This window comes from Pseudomonas donghuensis (assembly GCF_000259195.1).
In the GTDB taxonomy this organism is placed as follows: domain Bacteria; phylum Pseudomonadota; class Gammaproteobacteria; order Pseudomonadales; family Pseudomonadaceae; genus Aquipseudomonas; species Aquipseudomonas donghuensis.
On the sequence record NZ_JH650757.1, the window covers coordinates 84,002 to 109,160 of the forward strand.

Annotated in this window: 23 protein-coding genes; 7 read left to right on the forward strand and 16 right to left on the reverse strand. The window is 63.1% G+C overall.

The genetic code is table 11. From position 1 onward, the window contains the following. Nucleotides 1–83: 83 nt before the first annotated feature. On the reverse strand, nt 84–860 hold the full coding sequence (locus tag UW3_RS0102715; protein WP_010220681.1) for an enoyl-CoA hydratase: 777 nt from the start codon (nt 858–860) through the stop codon (nt 84–86). 27 nt (nt 861–887) lie between these two features. After that, entirely contained in the window at nt 888–1,340 is a 453-nt protein-coding gene (locus UW3_RS0102720) for a universal stress protein (RefSeq protein WP_010220682.1), read from the reverse strand. A 171-nt stretch (nt 1,341–1,511) separates the two neighbouring features. Between UW3_RS0102720 and UW3_RS0102725 the strand changes: the two genes are divergently transcribed. The 5 genes from UW3_RS0102725 (at nt 1,512) to UW3_RS0102745 (ending at nt 7,648) form a co-directional block, all read left to right on the forward strand. Beyond that, entirely contained in the window at nt 1,512–2,417 is a 906-nt protein-coding gene (locus UW3_RS0102725) for a LysR family transcriptional regulator (RefSeq protein WP_010220683.1), read from the forward strand. 208 nt (nt 2,418–2,625) lie between these two features. After that, entirely contained in the window at nt 2,626–4,185 is a 1,560-nt protein-coding gene (locus UW3_RS0102730; protein WP_010220684.1) for an MFS transporter, read from the forward strand. Between the two features lie 26 nt (nt 4,186–4,211). Continuing rightward, entirely contained in the window at nt 4,212–5,288 is a 1,077-nt protein-coding gene (locus UW3_RS0102735; protein ID WP_026001173.1) for an HlyD family secretion protein, read from the forward strand. Next, the gene (locus UW3_RS0102740) at nt 5,285–6,751 is read left to right on the forward strand and encodes an efflux transporter outer membrane subunit (protein ID WP_026001174.1); all 1,467 of its coding nucleotides are present in this window, start codon (nt 5,285–5,287) and stop codon (nt 6,749–6,751) included. Before UW3_RS0102735 ends, UW3_RS0102740 begins: the two co-directional genes overlap by 4 nt. A 102-nt stretch (nt 6,752–6,853) precedes the next feature. Then, nucleotides 6,854–7,648: an SDR family NAD(P)-dependent oxidoreductase gene (locus UW3_RS0102745; RefSeq protein ID WP_010220688.1), complete on the forward strand. Its 795-nt coding sequence runs from the start codon at nt 6,854–6,856 to the stop codon at nt 7,646–7,648. Nucleotides 7,649–7,690: 42 nt separating this feature from the next. On the opposite strand, the gene UW3_RS0102750 is transcribed toward UW3_RS0102745, so the two are convergent. The 4 genes from UW3_RS0102750 to UW3_RS0102765 all read right to left on the reverse strand — a co-directional run bounded on the left by UW3_RS0102750 (nt 7,691) and on the right by UW3_RS0102765 (nt 12,562). Then, entirely contained in the window at nt 7,691–9,382 is a 1,692-nt protein-coding gene (locus UW3_RS0102750) for an alpha-keto acid decarboxylase family protein (protein WP_010220689.1), read from the reverse strand. Nucleotides 9,383–9,430: 48 nt separating this feature from the next. Beyond that, nucleotides 9,431–10,744, reverse strand: coding sequence for a phenylacetate--CoA ligase PaaK (gene paaK, locus UW3_RS0102755; RefSeq protein WP_010220690.1), 1,314 nt, complete (start codon nt 10,742–10,744; stop codon nt 9,431–9,433). Between the two features lie 189 nt (nt 10,745–10,933). Then, complete coding sequence (locus UW3_RS0102760) at nt 10,934–12,076, reverse strand: acyl-CoA dehydrogenase family protein (protein ID WP_010220691.1); 1,143 nt, start codon at nt 12,074–12,076, stop codon at nt 10,934–10,936. A gap of 72 nt (nt 12,077–12,148) precedes the next feature. After that, the gene (locus UW3_RS0102765) at nt 12,149–12,562 is read right to left on the reverse strand and encodes an acyl-CoA thioesterase (RefSeq protein WP_010220692.1); all 414 of its coding nucleotides are present in this window, start codon (nt 12,560–12,562) and stop codon (nt 12,149–12,151) included. A gap of 496 nt (nt 12,563–13,058) precedes the next feature. On the opposite strand from UW3_RS0102765, the gene UW3_RS0102770 reads away from it, so the two are divergent. Next, a complete protein-coding gene (locus UW3_RS0102770) occupies nt 13,059–13,799 on the forward strand; it encodes an SDR family NAD(P)-dependent oxidoreductase (protein WP_010220694.1) in 741 nt (246 codons plus the stop codon). A gap of 41 nt (nt 13,800–13,840) precedes the next feature. Beyond that, nucleotides 13,841–14,755 (forward strand): HpcH/HpaI aldolase/citrate lyase family protein, encoded by a 915-nt coding sequence (locus UW3_RS26405; RefSeq protein WP_010220695.1) that lies wholly within the window; start codon nt 13,841–13,843, stop codon nt 14,753–14,755. Here the strand turns inward: UW3_RS26405 and UW3_RS26410 are convergent. The 10 genes from UW3_RS26410 to UW3_RS0102825 form a co-directional block, all read right to left on the reverse strand. Then, on the reverse strand, nt 14,735–15,427 hold the full coding sequence (locus tag UW3_RS26410; RefSeq protein ID WP_145959290.1) for a TetR/AcrR family transcriptional regulator: 693 nt from the start codon (nt 15,425–15,427) through the stop codon (nt 14,735–14,737). The genes UW3_RS26405 and UW3_RS26410 overlap by 21 nt on opposite strands. Nucleotides 15,428–15,724: 297 nt before the next feature. Then, entirely contained in the window at nt 15,725–16,549 is an 825-nt protein-coding gene (locus UW3_RS0102785; protein ID WP_010220697.1) for an SDR family oxidoreductase, read from the reverse strand. A gap of 33 nt (nt 16,550–16,582) precedes the next feature. Further along, a complete protein-coding gene (locus UW3_RS26415; protein WP_010220698.1) occupies nt 16,583–16,933 on the reverse strand; it encodes a thioredoxin family protein in 351 nt (116 codons plus the stop codon). An 85-nt stretch (nt 16,934–17,018) separates the two neighbouring features. Then, nucleotides 17,019–17,483: a hypothetical protein gene (locus tag UW3_RS0102795; protein WP_010220699.1), complete on the reverse strand. Its 465-nt coding sequence runs from the start codon at nt 17,481–17,483 to the stop codon at nt 17,019–17,021. A 150-nt stretch (nt 17,484–17,633) separates the two neighbouring features. After that, complete coding sequence (locus tag UW3_RS0102800) at nt 17,634–19,085, reverse strand: mannose-1-phosphate guanylyltransferase/mannose-6-phosphate isomerase (protein ID WP_010220700.1); 1,452 nt, start codon at nt 19,083–19,085, stop codon at nt 17,634–17,636. Between the two features lie 33 nt (nt 19,086–19,118). Continuing rightward, on the reverse strand, nt 19,119–19,775 hold the full coding sequence (locus UW3_RS0102805) for an alginate O-acetyltransferase AlgF (protein ID WP_010220701.1): 657 nt from the start codon (nt 19,773–19,775) through the stop codon (nt 19,119–19,121). A gap of 13 nt (nt 19,776–19,788) precedes the next feature. After that, the gene (locus UW3_RS0102810; RefSeq protein WP_010220702.1) at nt 19,789–20,946 is read right to left on the reverse strand and encodes an alginate O-acetyltransferase; all 1,158 of its coding nucleotides are present in this window, start codon (nt 20,944–20,946) and stop codon (nt 19,789–19,791) included. 11 nt (nt 20,947–20,957) lie between these two features. Then, nucleotides 20,958–22,415 (reverse strand): MBOAT family O-acyltransferase, encoded by a 1,458-nt coding sequence (locus UW3_RS0102815; protein ID WP_010220704.1) that lies wholly within the window; start codon nt 22,413–22,415, stop codon nt 20,958–20,960. A 196-nt stretch (nt 22,416–22,611) separates the two neighbouring features. After that, entirely contained in the window at nt 22,612–23,733 is a 1,122-nt protein-coding gene (locus UW3_RS0102820) for a mannuronate-specific alginate lyase (RefSeq protein ID WP_010220705.1), read from the reverse strand. Between the two features lie 7 nt (nt 23,734–23,740). After that, complete coding sequence (locus UW3_RS0102825) at nt 23,741–25,150, reverse strand: alginate O-acetyltransferase (protein ID WP_010220707.1); 1,410 nt, start codon at nt 25,148–25,150, stop codon at nt 23,741–23,743. Nucleotides 25,151–25,159 lie beyond the last annotated feature (9 nt).

Consider the following 25,159-nt stretch of genomic DNA (forward strand, 5'->3'; position numbering starts at 1 on the left):
GGCGCCACAGCGAATGGATAAGCTCGCAGCCAGAACAACCCAAGGATCCCTAGCCCCCCAGGATTCCGTGAAGAACCAATTTCTTAGCGATGCATGAACTGCGGCGCGCGTTTCTCGGCAAACGCCGCCATGCCTTCCTTCTGGTCCTCGATGGCGAAGGTGGAGTGGAACAAACGCCGCTCCTGGCGCACGCCTTCGCTCAGGGTGGTCTCGAAGGCGCGGTTGACCGCTTCCTTGGCCATCATGCTGACCGGGCCAGAGTAGCTGGCAATCCGCGCCGCAGCCTGCAGGGCTTCGTCGAGCAGGGCCTGATCGCTGACCCGGCGGCTGACCAGCCCGCAGCGCTCGGCTTCTTCAGCATCCATGGTGCGGCCGGTGAGGACCATGTCCATGGTCTTGGCCTTGCCGATCGAGCGGGCCAGGCGCTGGCTGCCACCGGCGCCGGGGATGGTGCCGATCTTGATTTCCGGCTGGCCGAAGCGGGCGCTGTCGGCAGCGATGATCATGTCGCACATCAGCGCCAGTTCGCAGCCACCACCCAGTGCGTAACCGGCCACTGCGGCGATGCTGGGCTTGCGAAAGCTCGCCAGGCGCTCCCAGTCCACGGTCACGAAATCGCTGGTGTAGACATCCATGTAGCTGCGATCACGCATCGCCTTGATGTCAGCGCCGGCGGCAAACACGGTGTCGCCACCGGTCAGTACCAGGGCGCGGACGCTACGGTCCTGCTCAAGGTGGTCAAGCACACCGGCCAGCTCCGCGGCCAGTTCGCAGCACAACGAGTTGAGCACCTCGGGACGGTTGAGGCGGATCAGGGCCACAGCGCCGATCTGTTCCAGTTGCAGGTAGTCGAGTTTCATCCGTGCGATCTCGGTAAAGGGGAAGGGTCAGACGTGGCGGGCATCGACCAGCACCGGGCAGCCGGCCTTGTCGATGACCTTGCTGCTGATCGAAGGGTCGAGCATGCGGTCCAGGCGCGACAGGTGGCGATGGCCCATGACGATCAGGTCGCTTTCCAGGCGCTTGGCCTCGGCGACGATGGTCGATACCGGGTCACCGTTGACCAGGTTGCCTTCGGTCTGGAAGCCGCGGGTGCGCAGGTAGTCCACGGCTTGCTGCATGGTCATGTCGGCCATTTGCTGTTCATGGCTGGCGGCCGGGTATTCACTTTGGTCGAAGGCGCTGATGCGTCTGTTCTCCTCGGCCAGGGCGTAGGCCACGTCGACCGCCAGCAGCACATGCAACTGATGGCGCGCGGGTTCGCAGAAGCGGCTGACGGTTTCGAGGATGCCGCGGCTGCGCGCAGAGCCATCAATGGCGATCAGTACCGAGCTGTACATGGTGACGGGACCCATTCTGAATACAAAGAGCAGGCATTCTTGAAAAAGCGTGCGGCCGGGTAAATGGTGCGCGGTGCAATGACTAGTTGCGCAGAATGCAAGGGCTGGAAAACCTGCAGAAACTGGTAAGATTGCAGCGGATTCACTGAAATACATGAATGGATGCTTACCATGCACTTTCCGGATATGAACTTGCTGGTTGCGCTGGATGCGCTGCTCGATGAAGGCAGTGTGGTCGGTGCGGCTCGTCGCATGAACCTCAGCCCGGCGGCCATGAGCCGCACCCTGACGCGAATTCGCCATGCCGTCGGCGACCCGATTCTGGTCCGCGCCGGCCGCGGCCTGGTACCGACCCCCAAGGCCATGGCCCTGCGCACCCAGGTGCGCAGCGTGGTCGAACAGGCCGGGCAGGTGTTCAGCTCCAGTGACGAGGTTGACCTGCTGACCCTGGAGCGCTCGTTCAACCTGCGCGCCAACGATGTGTTTATCGCGCCGTTCGCGGCCCCCTTGCTGGAAACCATGCGCCAGCAGGCGCCGCGTACCGTGCTGCGTTTTGTCCCGGAAGGCGAGGGCGGTGACGAGGACGACAGCCTGCGCGATGGGCGCCTGGACCTGTACATCAGCGCCACGCGCAACCTCGGCCCGGAAATCAAGGTGCAAAGCCTGTTTGCCACCACCTTCGTGGGCCTGGCGCGGGTCGATCACCCGATCTTCAACGATGAGATCACCCCGGAGCGCTTCGCCGCCTTCGAACAGATCAGCGTCTCACGCCGCGGTCGCGCCACCGGGCCAATCGACTCAGCGCTGGCGGGGATGGGCCTGAGCCGGCGGGTGGCGTTGATTACCCCGAGTTTTCACTCGGCGATGTTCTCCCTGCCCGAGTCCGACCTGCTGCTGCCCCTGCCCCAACACGTGCTGCTCAGTGTTGCCCGTCTGGGCCTGCCGCTACGTTCGTTCCGCATCCCCATGGCGCTGGAATCGGTGACCATCATGCAGGCCTGGCACCCGCGCTATGACAACGATCCTGCCCATCGCTGGCTGCGCCAGACGCTCAAGGAGTGTTGCAGTAAAGCCTGAGTGTTAACGTCAAGATTGATGCTTTTGAGCGCTTATATATACCTGATCGTATAGTTGCGTCTCATGCAGCATAAAGCTGCGAATATGTCAGTTTTCGTCAGTAATCGGCCTCCATAGACTTGCCGGGTACCTCAATTACCCGGAGTTCTGAAGCCATGCGCCTGTACCTGTTTTACCGTGCCCCTGCGCCCGTTCCCGGGGGCAGGCCATGAGTTCGCTGGAGGCCCTGGCCACCCCGGGTGCGGCCGTCGTCGCCGCACCGGCACCTGCCCCGGCCAAGCCTGCGGCACCGGCGGCATTCGGCCCGCGCATCGTCATCGGCCTGCTCGGTGTGCTGCTGGCGGTACTCTGCGCCGGCCTCAACGAGATGGTCACGAAAATGGCCCTGGCCGATATTCGTGGTGGCATGCACATCGGGTCTGACGAAGGTTCATGGCTGGTCGCCTTGTACTCGGCGACCTCGGTCTCGGCCATGGCTTTCGCGCCCTGGTGCTCGGTGACCTTCTCCCTGCGGCGTTTCACCCTCTGCGCGATTGGCGCCTTCGCCCTGCTCGGTTTGCTCTGCCCGTTCGCGCCCAACCAGGAAACCCTGATGCTGCTGCGCACCCTGCAGGGCTTTGCCGGTGGGGCCTTGCCGCCGATGCTGATGAGCGTGGCGCTGCGTTTCCTGCCCCCTGGCATCAAACTCTATGGCCTGGCCGGCTACGCCTTGACGGCCACCTTCGGGCCGAGCCTGGGGCTGCCGCTGGCGGGCTTGTGGACCGAGTACGTCGGTTGGCAGTGGGCGTTCTGGCAGATCATCCTGCCGTCGTTGCTGGCCATGGCTTGCGTGGCCTGGGGGTTGCCGCAAGACCCGCTGCGCCTGGAGCGCTTCAAGCAGTTTGACTGGCGCGGGTTGCTGCTGGGCCTGCCGGCCATTTGCTCGATTGTCATCGGCCTGAGCCAGGGCGATCGCATGGGCTGGTTCAACTCGCCGTTGATCTGCTGGTTGCTGGGCGGCGGCCTGGCACTGCTGGTGCTGTTCATGATCAACGAATGGTCGCACCCGCTGCCGTTCTTCAAATTGCAGATGCTCAGCAACCGCAACCTCACCCATGCCCTGGTCACCCTCGGCGGGGTGCTGGTAGTGCTTTCGGCGGTGATCATCATTCCGTCCAGCTTCCTCGCCCAGATCCAGGGCTACCGGCCGGTGCAGACGGGCCCGGTGATGTTGCTGGTGGCGTTGCCGCAGTTGCTGGCCCTGCCGCTGACCGCAGCGCTGTGCAACATCCGCGCGGTGGACTGCCGCTGGGTTCTGGCCATTGGCCTGGGCATGCTGGCGGTGTCGTGCTTTGGCGGCACGATGATTACCTCGCAGTGGATTCGCGACAACTTCTACGTGCTGCAACTGTTCCAGATCTTCGGTCAGCCGATGGCGGTGATCCCGCTGCTGATGCTCGCCACTGGCGGCATGACCCCGCAAGACGGCCCGTTCGCTTCGGCCTGGTTCAACACCGTCAAGGGCCTGGCCTCGGTGGTCGCCGCCGGGGTGCTGGAGGCGCTGACCACGGTACGCCGGCATTTTCACTCGAACATGCTGGTGGACAACCTGGGCAATTCACCCCTGGCCGATGCCAGTGCACCGGGCCTGGCCAAGCGTATCCATGAACAGGCCGTGGTGCTGACCTCGGCCGACCTCTACCTGTGCATGGCGCTGCTGGCGCTGGCGTTGATCCTGCTGATTCCTTTTGTGCCCACCCGGATCTATCCACCCCGTGCGGTGGCATAGCGTTCCTGCTGAGAGAGATAGTCGTAATGACCCTAAGTAAAAACCATAAATTGGCCTTGATTGCAGCGGCGGTGCTCATCGTCGGCGGCATAGCCTTTACTGCCTTGCCCTCGATCTTCGGTTCGGGCGGCGTGCAATCGACCAACGATGCCTATGTCTCGGCCGACTACACCGTGGTCGCGCCGAAAGTCTCGGGTTTTATCACCCGGGTGCTGGTCGAGGATAACCAGCGGGTCAAGGCCGGGCAGACCCTGGCACTGATCGATGACCGCGATTTTCAGGCGGCCCTGGCGGCGGCCGAAGCGCAGTTGCTGATGTCCAAGGCCCAGGCGCAGAACGCCAGGGCGACCCTGGAACGTCAGGCATCGCTGATTTCCCAGGCGCAGGCAACGGTGGCAGCCGACGAAGCGGAACTTGCCTTCGCCAACCATGAACTGACCCGCCACAGCCGCCTGGCCGAGCAGGGCGCGGGCACCGTGCAGAACGCCCAGCAGGCGCGCAGCCGGGTCGACCAGGCGCGCGCGCGCCTGGCCAACTCCAGCGCGGCGCTGGCGGCGGCGCGCAAGCAGATCGATATCCTCACCGCCCAGGTCGATGCTGCCCAAGGTGGCCTCAAGCATGCCGAGGCGGCGCTGGAGCGCGCCCGCCTGGACCTGTCCTACACCACGATCGTCGCGCCCATCGACGGCATGGTCGGCGAGCGTGCGGTGCGCGTGGGGGCTTACGTCAACCCGGGGGCGCGGATGCTCTCGGTGGTGCCGCTGGAGCGTGCCTATGTGATCGGCAACTTCCAGGAAACCCAATTGACCCACGTGCTGCCTGGGCAAATCGTCGAGGTGAGCGTTGATACCTTTGCCGGTGAACGCCTGCGCGGTCGCGTGCAAAGTGTCGCCCCGGCCACCGGCCTGACCTTCGCGGCGGTCAAGCCGGATAACGCCACCGGTAACTTCACCAAGGTGGTGCAGCGTATTCCGGTGAAGATCGTCTTCGATGCCGACCAGCCGTTGCTGGAGCGTTTGCGGGTCGGCATGTCGGTCGTGGCCAGGATCGACACCCAGAGCAAGGCCAAGGCCGAGGCGGGTAACGAGGTCAGTGTTCGATGAGACTTGCATACACGGCTTCGCCCCTCGTGCTTGGCGCTACGCTGACCTTGAGCGCCTGCACCGTCGGCCCGGACTTCGAGGCGCCGAAAAGCACCGTGCCCTCGGCATGGCCTGCGCTGCAGGAAAAACCGGCCCCCAGCCAGCCGCAGAGCGCGCCCCTGGAGGCGCGCTGGTGGGAAACCTTCGACGACCGCCAGCTGTCGGCGTTGATCCAGCGCGCGGTGGAGCGCAACCTCGATCTGCAGATTGCCACCTCGCGGCTGATGCAAAGCCGTGCGGTGCGCATGAGCATCGCGTCCGACAAGTACCCGGCGGTGGACCTCGATGGCGGCTACAGCCGCACTCGCAACAGTGCCGAAGGCCTCGCTGACCCGTCCGGCAAGGGCGGCAAGTCAGCCTTCAACCTCTGGCAGGGGGATTTCACCGCGTCCTGGGAACTGGACCTGTGGGGCCGCGTGCGCCGTGAGGTGGAGGCCGCGGACGCCAGCGTCGAAGTGGCCGAAAACGATCGCCAGGGTGTGCTCTTGTCGTTGCTGGCCGAAACCGCCCGTGACTACATCCAGTTGCGCGCAGTGCAGAACACCCTGGCGGTGGTACGCGAGAACCTGGATGTCTCCCGGCATAGCCTGCGCCTGTCGCAGATGCGTTTGAACGATGGCGTGGCGACCAACCTCGATGTCGCCCAGGCCGCCGCCCAGGTGGCCTCGATCGAGGCGCGGCTACCGACTCTGGAAGAGCGTCAGGCGCAACTGATCAACGCCCTGAGCCTGCTGGTTGCCGAGCCGCCGCGCAGCCTGCAGAACGAACTGCTCACGCCGGTCGAGTTGCCGCGCACGGTACAACGCTTTGCCATGGGCGTGCCGTCTGAACTGGCCGAGCGCCGCCCGGACATCCGCCAGGCCCAGGCGCAGTTGCACGCCGCTACGGCCAGCATCGGCGTGGCCAAGGCCAACTTCTACCCGAGCATTCGCTTGTCCGGCAGCGCCGGCTTTCAGTCGCTGCAGCTCTCGGACTTCGGTAACGGGAGTTCCCGCCGCTTTGCGATCGGCCCGCAATTGAGCTTGCCGATTTTTGAAGGCGGGCGCCTCAAGGGCGTGCTCAAGCTGCGCGAGGCGCAACAGCAGGAAGCGGCGTTGCAGTACCAGCAGGTGGTGTTGCGTGCCTGGCACGAGATCGATGATGTGCTTCGCTTGTACAACGCCAGTCAATTGCGTCGCGACCTGCTCGATGAAGCGGTGCGCCAGAGCCGGGTGGCCCTGGAAACCGCGCAGCGCCAGTACGTGGAGGGCGCGGTGGACTTTCTCAACGTCTTGACCGTGCAGGGCACGCTGCTGGCCAACCAGGAGCAGTGGGTAGAAAGCAGTGCCGCGACCTCGCTGGCGATGGTCGGGTTGTACAAATCCCTGGGCGGTGGCTGGCAATCTTTTGCGCCTTCGCTCCAGGCCGCTGCCGAACTCGACTGATGGCAGCGGTCAAACAGCCATGAAGCCGTGGCCAACAGCCTTCAACGCTGTTGGCGGCGTGCTGTTTGTGGGCTCTCATTTCATCCATATAAGGACGCAGGTATGAATATTTCCTTGCACGGCAAACGTGCGATCGTCAGCGGCTCCACGGCCGGTATCGGCTTTGCCATTGCCTTCGGGCTGGCAGAGGCAGGCGCTGAAGTAGTGATCAACGGGCGCAGCAAGGCACGGGTGACCCGCGCCATCGAACAGATCCAGCGCAAGCTGCCGGGCGCGCGGGTAACCGGCGTGACGGCTGACCTGGGGACTGCCGAAGGGGCCGAGACGTTGTTTGCCAAAGTACCGGATACCGACATTCTGGTGAACAACCTGGGGATCTTCGAACCCAAGGGCTTCTTTGACATCACTGACGACGACTGGCGGCGCTTCTTTGAAGTCAACGTGATGAGCGCAGTGCGCCTGTCGCGTCACTACGCCCCGGCCATGGCCGAGCGTGAGTGGGGGCGGGTGTTGTTCCTGTCGAGCGAATCGGCGTTGCAGATCCCGACCGAGATGGTTCACTACGGCACCACCAAGACGGCCTTGCTGGCGATATCCCGCGGCCTGGCGGAAACCCTGGCCGGGACCGGCGTAACCGTCAACGCGGTACTGCCGGGGCCGACTCGCTCCGAAGGCGTCGGTGGTTTCTTCAGCCAGATGGCCGAAGAGCAGGGTGTGCCCGCCGAGGAGCTGGAAGCCAGCTTCATCGCCGAGCATCGTTCCAGTTCGATCATCAAACGCTTGGCGACGGTCGAGGAGGTTGCCAGCCTGGTGGTCTACCTGGCGTCGCGTCAGGCCAGCGCCACGACGGGTGCGGCAATGCGTGTGGATGGCGGGGTGGTTCGCTCGATTGCCTGATCACCTGCGGCCTGGGCGACGGTGGTCGCCCAGGCGCGGGTTTCAGCTGGCGATTGCGGGCTGGCTGAGCGGTTGCAGGCCGTAGTCGAACTCGGCAAACAGACGGGCAAAGCGCTTGAGCGACTCCGGTGCGTCCATGCGTTCCATCACCACTTCAATGAACACCAGGGTGTCAGCGCCTTCGGCCTCGACCAGCGCGGCCTCCAGCTGGTCTTCGGTGTGCACGGTGAAATGCCGTGAGCGATCGCGGGTATCGAGCACCTGTGGCAGTTGCGCATAGCGCCACGGGTTGATGTCGTTGTAGCTGGAATTCTCGCCGAGGATCAGCCGCTCGATGGTGTAGCCATCGTTGTTGATCAGGAAGATCACCGGCTTGAGTTGGTGGGCGAGGATGGTCGACAGCTCCTGCACGGTCATCTGCAACGAACCGTCGCCAATGAACAGCATTTGCCGCCGCTCGGGCTGTGCCAGCAGGCTGCCGAGCAGGGCCGGCAGGGGGTAGCCGATCGAGCCCCAGATCGGCTGGGTGATGTAGGTCACGCCGCTGGGCATGCGCAGGCCATTGAGCCCCGCCGATGACGTGCCGCTTTCGGCAATGATCAGTTCGTCGCCCTTGATCAGGTGGGCCATGCGCTGCCAGAAGCGCAACTGGCTGAGCGGTTGCTCGGGCAAGGCGCGCACCGCTGGCGGGGCGCTGAACGGTGGAATCTGCCGCGGCGTGGCCCGTAGCGTTGGTGGTTGCTGAACGAGCTTTTCCAGCACCTGGCGCATGCTCACCGCGTTGTAGTGCACTTTGCCCAGCGAGGCGGCGTAAGGCTGCAACTGGATCAGGGCGCCATCCTTGAACTTCTGCGAGAACAACGCGGTGCTGGTGTCGGTGAAGCGGGCGCCGATACTGATCACGCAGTCCGCCTGCTCGATGGCTTCACGCACGCTTGGCGCCGAGCCCGCACCGGCATAGGTACCGAGAAACAGCGGGTGCGATTCCGGCAGCATGGCCTTGGCTGGCGGCAGGTTGGCAAAGGGCAGCTCAAGGCGCTCGATCAGCTCGAGTACCTGCGCGGTCAGACCAAAACGTTCGACGTCGATGTCCACCAGCAACACCGGGTTGCTGGCACTGGCCAGACGCTGGTGCAGTTGCGTGACCACGTTGAGCAACTGGCCCGGCTCGCTGCGGGTTTCGCTCAACTGCAGCGGCGTTTGGGGCACTTCGATGTGCAGGCAGGCCAGATCCGACGGCAGTTGCAGGTAGACCGGCCGGCGCTCGCGGAAACAGGTCTGCAGCACCCGGTCGATTTCCTGGGCGGCGTTTTCCACGGTGATGCGTGCCTGGGCCACGGTGAACTGGCGCAGGGTGACCATGATGTTGTCGTAGTTGCCGTCGCACAGGGTGTGGTGCATCAGGGCGCGGTCGATAATCGCGTGCAAGGGCGGCATGCCGGAAATCATGATGACCGGGACCCGCTCGGCATAGGCGCCGGCAATGCCGTTGAGGGCGCTCAGGTCGCCCACCCCGTAGGTCGTCAGTACCGCGCCAAAGCCCTGGGTGCGGGCGTAGCCGTCGGCGGCATAGGCGGCGTTGAGTTCGTTGCAGTTACCGATGAAGCGCAGTTGCGGCAGGGCTTCGACCTGTTCGAGCAGGGTCAGGTTGTAGTCGCCGGGCACGCCGAACAGATGGCGGATGCCGAATTCCTGCAGGCGACGCAGGAGAAAATCGCCAATGGTCATATCCATGATGGGGTCAACCTCGTGAGTCCTTTGAGGGGGGCGGGCAGCAGGCTTTTAGCGTTTGCCGCGCAGATCGATGACTTTTCCGGCCTTGCCTTCAGAGCGCTTGAGGGTGTTGCACGGCTGCAGGACGATGCGCGTGCTGATGCCCACATGCACCTTGATCTGGTGGCTGAGGTGCTGGCAGGCGGCAAGCTGTTCCTCGGTGCTCAGGCGGCTGTGCTCAGGGCGCATTTCGACCTGGACGGTCAGCGAGTCGAGGTTGCCCTCGCGGCTGACGTGCAGCTCATGCACGGGGCTGAAGATGAACAGGTTCAGCAGCTGTTCCTCGATCTGGCTGGGGAACACGTTGACCCCGCGAATGATCAGCATGTCGTCGCTGCGGCCGGTGATCTTGTCCAGGCGGCGCATGGCCCGGCCATTCCCTGGCAGCAGGCGGGTGAGGTCACGGGTGCGGTAGCGCACCATCGGCAGCGCTTCCTTGCTCAGGGTGGTCAGTACCAGCTCGCCGAACTGGCCGTCGGGCAGCACTTCGCCGGTTTGCGGGTCGATGATTTCCGGGTAGAAATGGTCTTCCCAGAGGGTCGGCCCATCCTTGGTGTCCAGGTGTTCCATGGCCACGCCCGGGCCCATGACTTCCGACAGGCCATAGATGTCCAGGGCCTGGATTCCCAGGCGTTGCTCCAGCTCGGTGCGCATTTGCTGGCCCCAGGGCTCGGCACCGAAGATCCCGACCCGCAGCGACAGCTCATGAGGGTTGATGCCCTGGCGCTCGATTTCCTCGGCGATGTTGAGCATGTAGGAGGGGGTGACCATGATGATGTCTGGCTGGAAGTCCTTGAGCAGTTGCACCTGGCGTGCGGTCTGGCCGCCTGACATCGGGATCACCGTGCAGCCGAGTTTCTCGGCGCCGTAGTGGGCCCCCAGGCCCCCGGTAAACAGGCCGTAGCCATAGGCGATGTGGATTCGGTCGCCGCGCTTGCCGCCAGCGGCACGGATCGAACGGGCCACCAACGAGGACCAGACGTCGATGTCGTTGCGGGTGTAGCCGACCACGGTCGGTTTGCCGGTGGTGCCGCTGGAGGCATGCAGGCGTGACACCTGGTCCATGGGCACGGCGAACAGGCCGAAGGGGTAATGCTCGCGCAGTTCGGCCTTGCTGGTCAGCGGGAAGCGGGACAGGTCTTCCAGGCTCTCCAGGTCATAGGGGTGCACGTCCCGGGCATGGAACTGCTCGCGGTACCAGGGCACGTTGTTGTAAGCGTGCGCCAGGCTCTGACGCAGGCGCAGCAACTGATGCGCGCGCAGTTCATCGAGGCTGGCATGTTCGAAGCGGTCGTCGACGGGCTGGGCAAAGGCAGCAGGCATCTGGGCGACGGGGGTTCTGTGCAGGGGTATCGATTTGGTTGGCATCCGATCTGCTCTCTTCATGGATGGACGGAATAAAAGGCAGGCAGAATCCCGCCGCCGTGCCACGCCTGGCAGGACCGTACGGGCCTGGCCGGCGTGGTGGCAGGGGTTGCGAAAAAAGGCTTGCGGGCTGCTGGCTCGACCGCTTCAGGCGGCCTGTGTCAGGCGTAGCAGCTGGTTGAAGATGTTTTTCTGGTGCATTTCTTCGGTGCCGCCGACGCTGGCGAACCCCAACGCATCCTTGACCAGGTTGGCGATGTCGCCTTCGTGGTAACCCAGGCTGCCATACAGCTTGAGCAGGCTGATGGCGCTGTTGATGAAGTCCTGGGCCGCGCCGAGCTTGGCGATCGAGCAGCTCATCAACGCCTGTGGATGGTCGTTGAGCAACTGATCCAGCGCGGCATAAACCATCCAGCGGTTGCGCTCCATGCCCATGGCCAGGTCCACCAGGCGCTTCTGCACATACTGGTGGTTGTCGATAGCGCTGTTGAAGCTTTCGCGCTGCGCCGCGTACTGCATGGCCTCGGTCAGGAACGGAGTCGGCAGGTTGGCGGCCACCAGGCCGTAGTACAGGCGCCCCAGGGAAATGATCTTGATCAGCTGCTGCAGCCCGCGACCAGGCTGACCGAGCACCTGGGACGCCGGGATGGCCAGGTTGTCGAAATACAGCGGGCCGGTGGGCAGGTGCTTGTTGCCCAGCTTGTCGTCAGGCTCGCCGCGGGTCAGGCCCGGGGTGTCCTTGTCGATCATGACCAGGGCAATGTTGGCTTTGGCGTCAGTGTCCAGCTTGGTCACGATCAGCATGAAATCGGCCACTGGTGCGTGGGCGATATTGAACTTGCTGCCGTTCAGGCGATATCCGTCGGCGACCGGCGTCAGCAGGCTGTGGATGCTGCGCACATCGGTACCGGTACCGGGTTCGGCAATGCCGGTGGCACTCAGTGCACCGTTGAGGATCGCGGTCAGGTAGCGGTCTTTCTGCTCGTCGCTGCCGTACAGCATCAGCGCGCGAACCATGCCGGCCTGAGCGATCACCGAGAGCAACAGCTCCGGCGTGCGGATCGAAGAGGCCAGGCCTTCGAGGGCGGCGGTAAAGCCCCACCAGTCCTCGCCCAGGCCGCCATGGCTGGCCGGAATCACCAATTGCCACAGGCCGGCGTCGCACAGGCGTTGCCAACCGTAATGATCGAAACCGGGCGCTGCGGTTTTGCGGGCGGTGGCCAGCTCGGCACCGATTTCCCGATATTTCACCAGCAACTCATGTTGCTGCGGAGTCCAGGAGAGTTTCATTGCTAGGTTACCTTTGCAGTCTGTTCGCCGGCCGCAAGGCGCCCGGCGAAACCGTCATCCTTGAGCAGCTGCTCAGCCTTCCTGGAACGCCAGGACCTGATCCTTGAATGCTTGCGGTACAGGGATGGTGGACTGTTTGTCGTAGTCGAACATGACGTGGTAGGACTTGGCCTTGGCGACCACTTCCTTGCTGTCGTCCTGACGGCGCATGGTGTGCTCGATTTCAAAGCTCTTGGTGCCGAACTTCACGACTTCGCTGGTGACCACCAGGGTTTCGCCATACATGGCTTGCTTGATGTAGTCGCACTCACTGCGAACCATGATGTGCGGCAGCTTTTCGCTCTTTGGCAGTTTCAGCAGATCGTGCATGTAGCAGAGGTAGGCGTGCTGCATGTAGTCATAATAAATCGGGCTGCTGACATGACCCATCGAGTCGGTGTCGCGGTATTTGATTTCAATGACGGTGTCAAAACCCTTGTTGCTCATCGTGAACGTCCTTTTATTGATTTGTGGGGCTGAAGATTGCAAGAAAGTTGAAACATCGTTGAGCGGGTAGTTGTCACTTTTAACAACGTTTCAATTTGTTTCTTATCCTAGGCAAGTTGCCGTGCTATGGCTACTCGCATTCAAATAACCGAGTGCGGCGCTGCGTGATTGCTCAGGTTGAGCTCAGGAAATACGCGGGCTTGCTGGGTTTTAAATGGACGTTATGGTTCGTTATGAGACGCTGCGTCGATTTGTCGCGATGAAAATAAAATGGATTTGCAAGTTGCTCGCATTTCGTCGGCGATAACGAGTCTGGGTATCGGATATTTAACAATTTTGTTAAATGCGAGTTAAACCTGGCAACGGCTCGGCTTTGCCCCGTTATTATCGGGGGCCGGTAAGCGAGTAGTTGTTGTCTCAACATTCTTTTAGCATGTCGGACAGGCGTGGACTGGTAATGAAAGGTTCACGGTTTGCCTCAAGGAGTGCAGTTGATATGTTGGAACAAACCAAGGTTGCCGTGGTGACCGGCGCGGCCAGCGGGATCGGCGCGGCAACTGCCCGGCAACTGGCTGACGAGGGCTATCGGGTCGCGTGTCTGGACCTCGATGAGCGCGGGTTGGCGGCGACGTTGGCGGCGCTTGGCCCCCAGCATCGCAGCTTCACCCTGGACTTGTGTGACGAGCAGGCAGTGGCGGCAACGTTTACCGAGATTGAACACTGGCAGGGGCGGGTGGACGTACTGGCCACCTGCGCCGGTGTCGTTGATACCGCGCCTTTCGAGCAGTTGAGCGTTGCGCGCTTGCGTCAGTTGCTGGATATCAACCTGATCGCGACCTTCAGTGTGGTGCAGCAGTCGGTTCGCCTCATGGCGCGTGGCGGACGCATTTGCACGGTGGCCAGTGTCGCCGGCATTCGCGGTGGCGGGTTGGCCGGCACACTGGGGTATGCCACCAGCAAGGGCGCGGTCATCACCCTCAGCAAAGGCCTGGCGCGTGAGCTCGGGCCGCGCGGCATCAACGTCAACTGCGTCGCCCCGGCAGTGATCCGCACGCCGATGCTCGACGACACCACCCGTGATGCCGGCAAGCTTGAACAACTGCATGGCATGACGGCCCTGCGCCGCGAAGGCAGCGCCGAGGAAGCGGCCGAAGTGATCTGCTGGTTGCTGTCGGGCAAGGCTTCTTTCGTCAGTGGCACCACCATCGCCGTCGATGGCGGCCTGGCGATGCTCTAGTTGTTTAGTTGTTTTCCATTCTCTTAGTACAGGACGTCATCATGGCTGTTTCCAAGGATAATCCGCTGGCGCTTTGCCGCACCTTCTTCTTCATCCCGGGGGCCGATCAAGCGGCACTGCTCGATGCGCTCAATGGCGGCGGCGATGTGCTGGTCCAGGAGCTGGAGGATTTCACCCCGCCATCCCGCCGCGCCGAAGCGCGGGCCTTGTCGGTGAGCATCATGCAGCACTGGCGCGAATGCGGGCGGATCAGCTCGGTGCGCATCAACCCGTTCGAAACCTGTGGCTACGAAGACCTTGAAGCGGTCATGGCCGCGCGTCCGCAAGTGGTCATGATGTCCAAGGTCGAGGCCTGCGAGCAGATGATCGAGCTGGACAAGCAGATCACTCGCCTGGAAGCACAGTATGCGATCGAAGCCGGATCGACCTTGATCGTGCCGAATATCGAAACCGCCCTGGGCGTGGTCCGGGCCATCGAGATCGCCCACTCCAGCCCGCGGATCAAGGCAATGCTGGTCGCCACCGAAGACATGGTTGCCGACCTGGGGGCCGGGCGCAGTCGTGCCGGTACCGAACTCTACTATCCGCGTTCGCGGTTTTTGCTCGAATGTGCGGCCGCAGGGGTGCTGGCCATCGACTCGCCTTACACCTTTGCCGATGACGCCGGTGCCGAGGCAGACATGCAATTTGCCCGATCAATCGGGTACCAGGCCAAAGGCGTGGTCAATCCGGCCCATGTGGCCGTTGCCAACCGCTACCTGACGCCGACGGCGGCAGAGGCCGACCTGGCACGGCGGCAGATCGAGGCGTTCGAACAAGCGGCCAGTACCGGCAGTGTGCGCGCCGAAGTCGATGGCCTGGTGGTGGAAGTGCCTAGTTACCTGCAATCACGGCGTTTGCTGGAACGCTACCAGCAATTGCAGCGGGTACAGGCTTCACGCGGCGGGAATGCGTGAATGGGCCAGGGCACTGTTGCTGCTGTCGAGCAGGTACGGGCGCCGGGTGAAGGCCGGGTTGGGGCTTGAGCACAACAGCCCGGTCACCGAGCAACTGATGGCCTGCTCGATTTCCACCTGGCTGATCTGTGGCGCATCAAGGATGTAGGCCTTGACCATCGAGGTGATCATCTGCGCCGTCAGCCAGGCGGCCGACTGCAGGTTGGAGTGGGCCAACTGGTGGCTCCAGCGTTGCAGCAGGCACTCGATCGACTGGGAGATGCGCGCTTTGTACTGATGCTCGCTGGATTCGTTGCTGAGGAAGGCGAAATCCTTGTCGAGCAGACGATGCAGCTCCGGTTCCTGCAGGTGCAACTGCAGCAGGGCGCGCACCAGCAGCTTGATGTGCGCCTGCAGGTCGGCCACTTCGTACTGGCCGGCGACATCGAGGATTACCCGGTTCACCGACTGCGCGTGGCGTTCGTAGAGGGCGGCAATCAGCGCGTCCTTGTTCGGGAAGTACTGGTACACCGAGCCGACACTAACCCCGGCGCGCTGCGCCACCAGGTTGGTGTTGGTACCGGCGTAACCGTGCTTGACCACGACGGTGGCGGTAGTCTTGAGGATGGTCTCGACCATCATCCTCGAGCGGGCTTGTGTGGGTATCTTGCGCGGAAGTTGAGCTTGTTTCACGAATGACTCCAGAATTTACCTGATCGCATTTGTGAGAAAGACTGCCAGCCAGACCACGGGGCTCCGATCCTGGAGGTTTTTCCCTGAATGTCTTTGAACCGGCAGTGTTCTCTGCCCGCAAATGGGGCATGCAGGCCCTAACTCAAGGGCGTGCAAGGACACAGAGGGCTGGCCAGCCGTTCAAATACGGTAGGGATTCTTCGCCTTGGCGAGACTTTGGAAAATGCTCTAGCGTGCAATTTATAGTTAGCGATAGGGTCAGCTATCGCAGGCGTTCACCCCCGAAAACCGGGAAGATCACAGCATCCGGTTCAGACCGAAACGTTTTTTCAGGACCTTTTGCAGCATACCGTTGGGCAGCCAGCTGGCCAGTAACGGCAATGCCCGGCTGCCAGTGCCCAGGCGCACCAGCGTCGGCGTCGGGCTTTTCTGCACGGCATCGAGCACGCCTTTGGCGAATGTGGCGGCCGGTGTCGGGTTGTCCTGGGAGGCCCGGGCGCGGGCGCGGATGCCTTCGCGCAGCGGCCACCAGGGCGAGGTTTCGTCGAGTAATTGCTCGGCCTCGCGCCCGGCGTTACTGGCGAACTGCGAGGCAATTGCGCCTGGCTGCACTTCCATGACCCGTACAGCAAACGGTGCCAGCTCCAGGCGCAGGGTTTCGCTCAGCGCGTGGACTGCGGCTTTGGAGGCGCAATAGGCGCCGGCGAACGGGGTCACCAGAACTCCGGAGACGCTGCCAATGTTCACCACCAGGCCCCGATTGCGTCGCAGTAAGGCAAACAGTGCAGCGGTGACGCCCACCGGGGCGAAGACGTTGGTCTCAAATTGCCGGCGCATCGCCTCGACGCCGCCGTCGAGCAGTGGGCCCATGGCACCGTAGCCGGCGTTGTTGATCAGCACATCGAGGCCATTGCCGCGTTGCTCAAGCTCGTTTGCCAGTTGGCTCAATGCCTCTGGATCATTGACGTCCAGCTGGCGGGCGGTGAAACCCGAGGCTGCCAGGCGCTGAACATCTTCAGCCTTGCGCGCGGTGGCCCAGACGTCGAAGCCCGCGTTGTTGAAAGCTTCGGCCAGGGCCAGGCCGATACCGCTGGAGCAACCGGTGATCAAGACGCTTGGCATAAGTTGCTGTCCTTGAGCAGTGGGGGTACTGGATCATACTTCAGCGATCAATGTTTTCAGCGCATTTTCCAACTGTTCGGTGTAGATGCCGGTCCACAGCTGGCGCTGGCTTGCAGTGTCATACAGCAGTTGAGTGGGCACATGGGTAACCTGCAGGTCGCAGGACAAGGCCTGAAAGGCGGCGAAGGTCAGTTGATAGAACTGAACGCGGTCCCGATAGCCGTTGTTGGCCAGGGTAGTCACATTGCGTTTGGCGTCGGCGCACGCCGGACAGGTGTCCGAGTACACCAGGATCACCACCGGCTTGGCCAGGGTCCGATGGTTATTGATACGTTCGAAGAGCAGCTTGAATTCGTCCTGAACCGCTGGCGATGTATCGACCATGACCTTACTCCGCTAGGCAGTGAAGTCTGCAGCGATATTCAACAGGGTTTTGCCGCTGGGGTAACCTGGCAAAAATACCAGGTGCTCAGTCGGCGAAGCTGCCTTGCAGGTGCTCGGCGCGGTAGTCGACGCTCTGTGGCCGGTAGCCGGAGCGCAGCGGTGGCAACGGCAGGCACTCTTGCCAGCTGGCGCCAGGTTGCAGCTCGCCCGGGCCGCGGTAGCGCGGCGCGGCATAGGTGTTTTCGGCAAGGTTGACGGTATCGCCCGGGGCATAGGCGGCGACCCGCCAGCGCAGTTCCAGCAAAGGCACCGAGTTGCCGTTGTTGATATGCACTTGCAGCGGGCGATCGGCCGGGCATTGCTCGGGGGCGTAGGTCAGGCGCAGTTCCAGGCGGGCCAACTGGTTGGCTTCGCGGTTGTCCAGCCACACCACCCACAACGCCACCAGCCCCAGGCCGAGCAATGCTGCCAGGGAAATCGGCAGGGCCTTGGCCGGGTAGCGCAGCAGCAGGACCAGCCAGGTGAGGATCAGCAGGGCACCGATGAACATGGAATGAACCTTGTGTGCGGGGTGCTTTCATCCTAACCGTAAATCGGGTGGGCCTCAAAAAGCTTCGCCGGCAAGGCCGGCTCCCACAGGGATTGTGAATACAGATCCAGTGTGGGAGCCGGCCTTGCCGGCGATGGGCAGGCTACGGGGTTACTGCGCGATGGTCTTGATCGAGATCCCGCGCTCGATCGGCGTCGAGCGCCCGTAGACATCTTCAAAGCGCTCGATATCGTCCTCGCCCAGGTAACTGCCGGACTGCACTTCGATGATCTCCAGCGGGATCTTGCCCGGGTTGCGCAGGCGGTGCACCGAAGCGATCGGGATATAGGTGGACTGGTTCTCGGTGAGCAGGAACACGTTCTCGTCGCAGGTCACCTCGGCGGTGCCGGACACCACGATCCAGTGCTCGGCACGGTGGTGGTGCATTTGCAGCGACAGGCTGGCGCCGGGCTTGACGGTGATGTGCTTGACCTGGAAGCGCCCGCCCATGTCCACCGAGTCGTACGAGCCCCACGGCCGGAACACCTCGCAGTGGTTCTGGGTTTCACTGCGGCCCTGTTCGTTGAGGGTGTTGACCAGTTGCTTGACGCCCTGAACCTTGTCCTTGTGGGCAATCATCATGGCGTCCTTGGTCTCGACCACGACGATGTTCTCAAGGCCGATCACCGACACCAGCTTGCCGTTGCCGTGGATCATGCAGTTACGGCTGTCCTGGACCACCACGTCGCCCTTGGTGACGTTGCCGTTGTGGTCTTTTTCGTGCACATCCCACAGCGACGACCAGCAGCCGACATCGCTCCAGCCGGCCGACAGCGGCACCACGCAGGCACGCCGGGTCTTCTCCATCACTGCGTAGTCGATGGAGTTGTCCGGGCAGCAGGCGAAGGTGGCTTCGTCGATGTTCAGGTTGTCGCCGTCTTGCGTGCTGCGCTCCAGGGTCAGCAGGCAGGTGTCGTAGATGTCGGCATCGTGCTTTTTCAGCTCTTCGAGGAAGCGGCTGGCGCGGAACAGGAACATGCCGCTGTTCCAGAAGTAACCGCCGGCGCGGACGAATTCGGCCGCGCGCTTTTCGTCCGGCTTCTCGACGAACTGCGCCACCCGGCTGACGCCTTCGGGCAGCAGCGCATCCTGGCTCGACTTGATGTAGCCGTAGCCGGTTTCCGGTTTGCTCGCCGGGACTCCGAACAGCACCATCTCGCCGCGCTCGGCGGCCACGGTGGCCAGGGCCAAGGCGCGTTGCAGGGCTTTCTGGTCATCGATCACATGGTCGGCCGGAAGCACCAGCATCAGCTCGTCACGGCCTTCGTTGACCAGCTTCATCGCGGTCAGGGCTACCGCTGGCGCGGTGTTGCGGCCGAAGGGCTCCATGAGGATGCCCTGGGTTTCGAGTTTCAGGTTGTGCAGTTGCTCGCTGACGATGAACTTGTGGTCCTTGTTGCAGACCACGATGGGCGCGTCCATGCCGTCGAACACCAGGCGCTCGATCGTCTGCTGGAACAAGGTGTGTTCACCGGTCAGGGCCAGGAACTGCTTGGGGAATTGCTTGCGCGACAGGGGCCACAGACGCGAGCCGCTACCACCGGACAGAATGACTGGAATCATGAGTGTTCTCCAAAAATTGAAATAGGCAGGTGGTTAACGGGTGGATACCGGGCGCTTGACCCAGACCGGCGACAGATTGCTGCCGGAGCCGGTGACATACAGCACCGCCGCTTCGCCGCGCTCCAGAGCCACAGGCTTCAGGTCGCTGACTTTCTTGTCGCCTTCATACAGCGCCAGGCTGACCTTGACCGGATTGATCTCGCGCTCGCCACGGGCTTTGGCGGCGACCGGCTTGACCACTTCGGTCTTGCCGTCGGCGGTCTTCAGGGTCAGGGCCTGGTCACTGAGGTTCTGTACCCGAACCAGGGATTTCTGCTTGTTCCTGAACGGTGGCTCCTCGATCAGTTGCGGCTGGCCCGAAGCGTTGTTGACCAGGGTGTAGTAGTGATCAGCGGCGAGCTTGACCGGCAGGCTCTGGCTGCCGACCTTGGCGCTGTAATCACCCTGGGGCATGAAGCTGAAATCACTGCTGCCCTGGGCGGCCACCGCGTTGATCTGGGTATTGCCGACGCTGGCGCTCACTGGCTGGGCGCTGGCGTTGTAGATGCGCACGAAGGTCGAGCCTTTCGGTGCGGTTGGGCCATACAGTGCGGCATCGGCGCCGGCGAAGGCTTGCAGCGACAGCAGGCTGAGCCCTGCGGCCAGGGCGCAGGCTTTGGCGATGCGGTGCTTTGGGGTATGCAAGGTCATGTGCGTTTCCTCTTCAGTTTTCCGTCCGATGGGACGACAGGGCCAGGTCTTGATTGGCATTGCGGGTTTTTTTCAGCTGCGCGATCCACTGCGGATCGAATGCGCTGAGGTCGTTTTGCATTGGCAGATAACGTTCCGGGAACTCCCAGATCAGCACTTGCGGCGCGCTGTTCTTGAAGGCGTCGGTTTGCAGGTACTTGAGCATCGGCAGCAGTGGGCCATGGCCGTCTTCGGCGTAATTGACCACGTCGCTGCGCAGCGCCTGTTGCAGGGCACCGAGGAAGTTCCAGTTGGGGTTGGCGCTGTAGCTGGTGCCGATCAGCGCCACCGGGATTTCGTTGTCGGCGAACAGTGCGTCGCCGTTTTCACCTTCAGCCTGGGCTGGGCGGGTGCTGCGTTTTTGCAGGGTGTCCGGCGGCGGCAGCAGGTTGCTGAACAGTGGGTCGAGCGGCAGGAAGTTGGTCAGGTCGCCTTTGTACGGCGCGCTCTGGCGCTGTTCGGTGACAAACTGCTGCGGCTCGCCGTTGAGCAGGGTCTGGCGCGCGACGGCGGCGGCCAGGTGCTGGGCGACCACTTCGGCGCCCAGCGGCGTCCAGTGGGTGTCGGTGCGCAGGAACACCTGGCCACGGGCCTTGGCCTCCTGCAGCGGCGCCAGCAGGTCGGGGGCGAACACACCGGCCTGGCGGGCCTGGGCGTGGAACTCGTTGTACAGGTCAGTGTGCAGGCTGGCTGGGGTCTGCTCGCCGAGGTACTCCGGATACAACCGCGCCTTGGCCGGCACGATCGCCAGCACCAACTGCACGCCGCGTTGTTGCAGGGTGTCGCGTACACCGCGAATCAGCGCGAGGTTTTCCTGTTCGAACTGGTCGCTATTGGCCACCGGCTTGAACTCCTCGTCACTGAACAGCCAGTGCTCGCGGCCCAGCACCACGCCCGGGCGGCCTTCGTTGAACAGCTTGAAATCCAGCGCCGCCCACAGGTTGGTGCCGATGCGCTTGAGCGGGAACTGCTCGTCGTAGTGGGTCTCGGCGGCCTTGGCCAGCTTGCCGTCGAGGGCAGTCATTTGCGCGCTGCGCTGGAAGCTGCCAAGGCCGCCCAGCGACCACAGGCCCAGGCCCAGCAACAGGGCGAGGAACAGCAGGGCGTAGAGTTTGCGTAATGATCGGGTCATGGTCGGCTCGCTCAGAACTGGAAGTAGAGGAACGGCGAGTAGCTTTGCGCCGAGAGCTTGAGAATCGAGGCAACGAACAGCAGCAGCACCAGCGCACGGGTGGCGTACAGGCCCCAGTCCAGGCCCAGGCTGCCGTCGGCGTGGACCGCCACGGGGCTGGCCTTGGCTTCGGGCTTGGCGTTGCGGTAGAAGTCGCGCAGGCCGAAGTACGCCAGGGTCGCGTAGGCCAGCACCAGGGTCGCCACTTGCAGGCCGGTGAGGCTGGCGCGGTTGAGCTCCGACAGTTGCCAGTCAGCGAAGCTGAACATGGCGCCGTACATGCGTGCGGCGACGTGCAGGTTTTCGGCGCGGAAGATCACCCAGCCCATCACCACCAGCAGGAAGGTGAAGGCCCAGCGCACCAGGTTGAAGCGCTGCGGCGCGGCGTTGATGCCCAGGGCCCGCTCGATCGCCAGCCACATGCCGTGCCAGGCACCCCAGACGATGTAGGTGAAGTTGGCACCGTGCCACAGCCCGCCCAGGAGCATGGTCAGGAACAGGTTGCGGTAGGTGGCGAAGGTGCCGCCGCGGTTGCCGCCCAGGGTGATGTACAGGTAGTCGCGCAGCCAGGTCGACAGGCTGATGTGCCAGCGCCGCCAGAACTCGGTGATCGACTGGCTGATGTACGGCTGCTTGAAGTTCTCCATGAAGCGAAAGCCCATCATCAGGCCCAGGCCGATGGCCATGTCGCTGTAGCCGGAGAAGTCGAAGTACAGCTGCGCGGTGTAGGCCAGGGCGCCGAGCCAGGCGTCGCCGGTGGTCGGGTTCTGCAGGGCGAAGCAATGGTCGGCGACCACCGCCAGGGTGTCGGCGATGAACACCTTCTTGATGAAGCCCTGCATGAAGCGTGTGCAACCCTCGGAGAACTTGTCCAGGGTGTGGGTGCGGTGGTTGAACTGATCGGCCAGGTCCTTGAAGCGCAGCACGGGGCCGGCGATCAGGTGCGGGAAGATTGCCACGAAGGCGGCGAAGTCGATCAGGTTGCGGGTCGCCGGGGTGTCGCCGCGGTACACGTCGATGATGTAGCTGATCGACTCGAAGATGTAGAACGAGATGCCGATCGGCAGCAGCACGTGGGTGAGGATGAACGGCTCAAGCCCGAACGAGGTCATGATCGCGTTAAGGCTGTCGACGCCGAAGTTGGCGTACTTGAAGTAGCCGAGGATGCCCAGGTCGACCGCCACGCCCAGCAGCAGCCAGCGCTGGGCCGGTTTGGTGCGCACGCCGGCGGCGCCGACTTTCAGGCCGATCCAGTAGTTCCACAGGGTGACCCCGGCGAACAGCGCCAGGAAGTCCACCCGCCACCAGGCATAGAACACATAACTGGCCAGCAGCAACAGGGCGTTGCGATAGCGTTGCCCGCTCAAGTAGTACAAGCCGAGAAAGATCGGCAGGAACAGGAACAGGAACACATTGGATGAAAACACCATCCCGATCTCTCCTTGTCGTTATCAGTCGGGGCAGCAGCCCCCCAAACCCCCCGTGAAACCTCCCGGGAGAAACCAGATCAAATCTTTGCCTTGCACCAACCCTGTAGGAGCTGGCTTGCCAGCGAGGCGTCGTATCTGACACATCGCGGTGTTCCGATCGCTGGCAAGCCAGCTCCCACAGGGACAATGCAGATCCTTACTTTTTCTGTTCGGCCTGCGGGTCATAGACCCGGGTCAGGTCGCCGCCCAGGCGGAAGCTCTTGAACGGCTGCATGTCGTGCTTGCGCCCGAGCACATCGCTGTTGCAGCGGTAGAGGCTGCACCAGGGTTCGAGCCAGGCGTACTTGCTGTCGATCTTCAGGTCATCCATGTCCTGCTTTTCACCATTCTTGGCCTTGAACGGGCTCGGGTCTTTCGCCCCCGCCAGCACCCGTTCACCCAGGCGCTTGAGCGCGCCGTTGTTTTCCGGGCGCACATCGACACCGTTGGCCTGGGCGAAGCTGGCGATCATCGCCAGCGGCGGCAGGGCATAGTTGTGGTAGGCCAGGGCACGTTGCTTGCGCTTGAGCTCGTTGGGCAAAAAGCCCTGGGCGTCGACCTGGTTGGCGGCCACCCGGTATTCCTTCAACGACCAGTCGAACAGGTCGCGGCGGTCAGTGGCCACGGCGGTCGCCATCACCGACCAGGCCGCCCAGTAGGAGTGGTTGTTGATCTTCTCCAGCGGCAGGTCGCTCCAGTCCTTGACCACCTGGTCGGCCAGGCGCCCGAACCATTTCTCGATCAGCTCGGCCTGTTGCTGGTGCGCAGCCAACGGCTGGGAGTTGGAGAACTTCAGGTGCAGCCAGGCCGAGCTCAGGCTGCCCAGCGCCCATTTGCGCATCGACTTGCCGGTGTGGTTGTAGTCGGTGGACATCAGCGCATTGGCGCTGGCCCAGCTGCTCAGCCACTCCAGGGTGCAGTCGAGCTGCTGCGGGCGGCCATCGCGCATGTACTGCATGACCTGTTTGCTGACCCCGCGCTCAAGGGTGGTGATGCTCGCGGTGGAATCGCGAAAGGCTTGTTCCGAGGCCTTGTTCAGGGTCGCGCGGGCTTTGTCCGAGCCTTCGTACTTGCTGCGAAACTGCAGCTTGCCGGTGTAGGGGCGGGGGATGGCTTCGCACTTGAAGTCGCTGCCGCCGCTCTTGAGTTTCTCGATCCCGGCGTAGTAACCCTGGGGAGGAACCAGCCCGGCGGCCTGCACGGCCGGGCCGAACAGGGCCAGGGCCAGCGCGAGCACCTTGAAGCCCGCGCCTACAGGGGATGTGCTGAATGTGTTCATAAGCACCTCACTTGCGTTTGCACAGCGTGGCTGCGACTTTCTGGCTGCCGCTCTGCGGCCCCTGAACTTCCACGGCGAGCAGGGTCTGGGCGGCCCAGTCCTCGTCCTCGCGCAGCTCGAAGGCAAAGCGGCCATCGGTGTCGGCGGTCTGCGGCTTCTCGATCTTCAGGTCCTCGTGGCGGCCGTTCATGTACCAGAGGGTGGCTTGCAGGGTCTTGACCGAGGTGTCCTCGAACTGGATGTCCAGTTGGTGACGGCCATTGGTCAGGTCCTTGATCACGCCGTTACGGCCGTTGACCATCAGCTCGTTCTTGCCTGGCTTGAGTGTGGTGCTGGCGCTCATCTGCGCGGGCTTGCCTGCGCAGCCGTTGTCGACCAGGGCGAGCATCTGCCGCCAGATGGTTTCCTGGTCCAGGCGGTACAGCGGCGAGAACTCCCAGATGAGGATCTTCGGTGGGTTTTTCTGGAACGCTTCGCTGCCCAGGTACTGGATCATCGAGCCTTCCAGGCCGCCGCCAGGGAAGGCGACGTTGAGCACGTCGGCGCCGATGTACTGTTCGAGAAAGCCCGAGAAGTTGTAGTTCTTGCCGCTGTGGCTGGTGCCAACCAGGGTGATCTGCGGGTTGCCGGAATCGCCGAACAGGTCGTCGCTGCCACTCTCGCCCTTGGGTTCGGTGACGAACTGGTCCATGTACTGCACCGCGTAGCTGGTGCCGCACAGTTGCCCGGCGACGTTGTGCAGGGTGCCGGTCTTGCCCATGCGCCCGGACTTGTGGCTTTCGAACTCACGCTTGGGCACCTCGGCGAAGGCCGCCATCTTGTGCACGCTGTCGGCGACGATCTTCGCCGCGCGCTCGGCGCCGTAGGGGGTCCAGTGCTGATCGCCGCGGAAGTAGAAATCCTTGCCCTGGTCGGCGGCGGCCAACTGTTCGTTGGTCAGCGGCGACAGGTCGGGCACGGTGTAGCCCATCTTGCTGAAGCGCCCGAGCATGGCCTGGTAGTTGTGCAGCGCCTTGGTGTAGTTGAAGGCGGCCTTGTCGGCGGGCTTGAGCATGTTGCGGTTCACCAGGCCACGGGTCGGCTGGTAGACGATCACCAGCTCCACGCCCCTGGCCTTGAACGCATCGTGCAACTGCTGCAGGCGGCGGTAGCCGGCCGGCGTGGTGTCGAACTCGGTGCGCAGGTCTTCGCGGGTGCGGAACAGCCAGTCGCCCTGGGCTTGTATCAGGGTGGTGAAGTTCTGCTGGTAGCGGGTGGTGTAGCGGCTGGCGTCGTGGGCCTGCGGGCACAGCTGGCAGCACGGTTCGGCGCTGAAGCGGGGTGCCTGGGCCTGCTCGGCCGACGCCTGGGCACTGATCGCCAACAGGGCGGCGGCAAGGCCGGAAAGGCTCAGCAGCTTGGTCAGTTGTGGTTGCATAAGATTGGC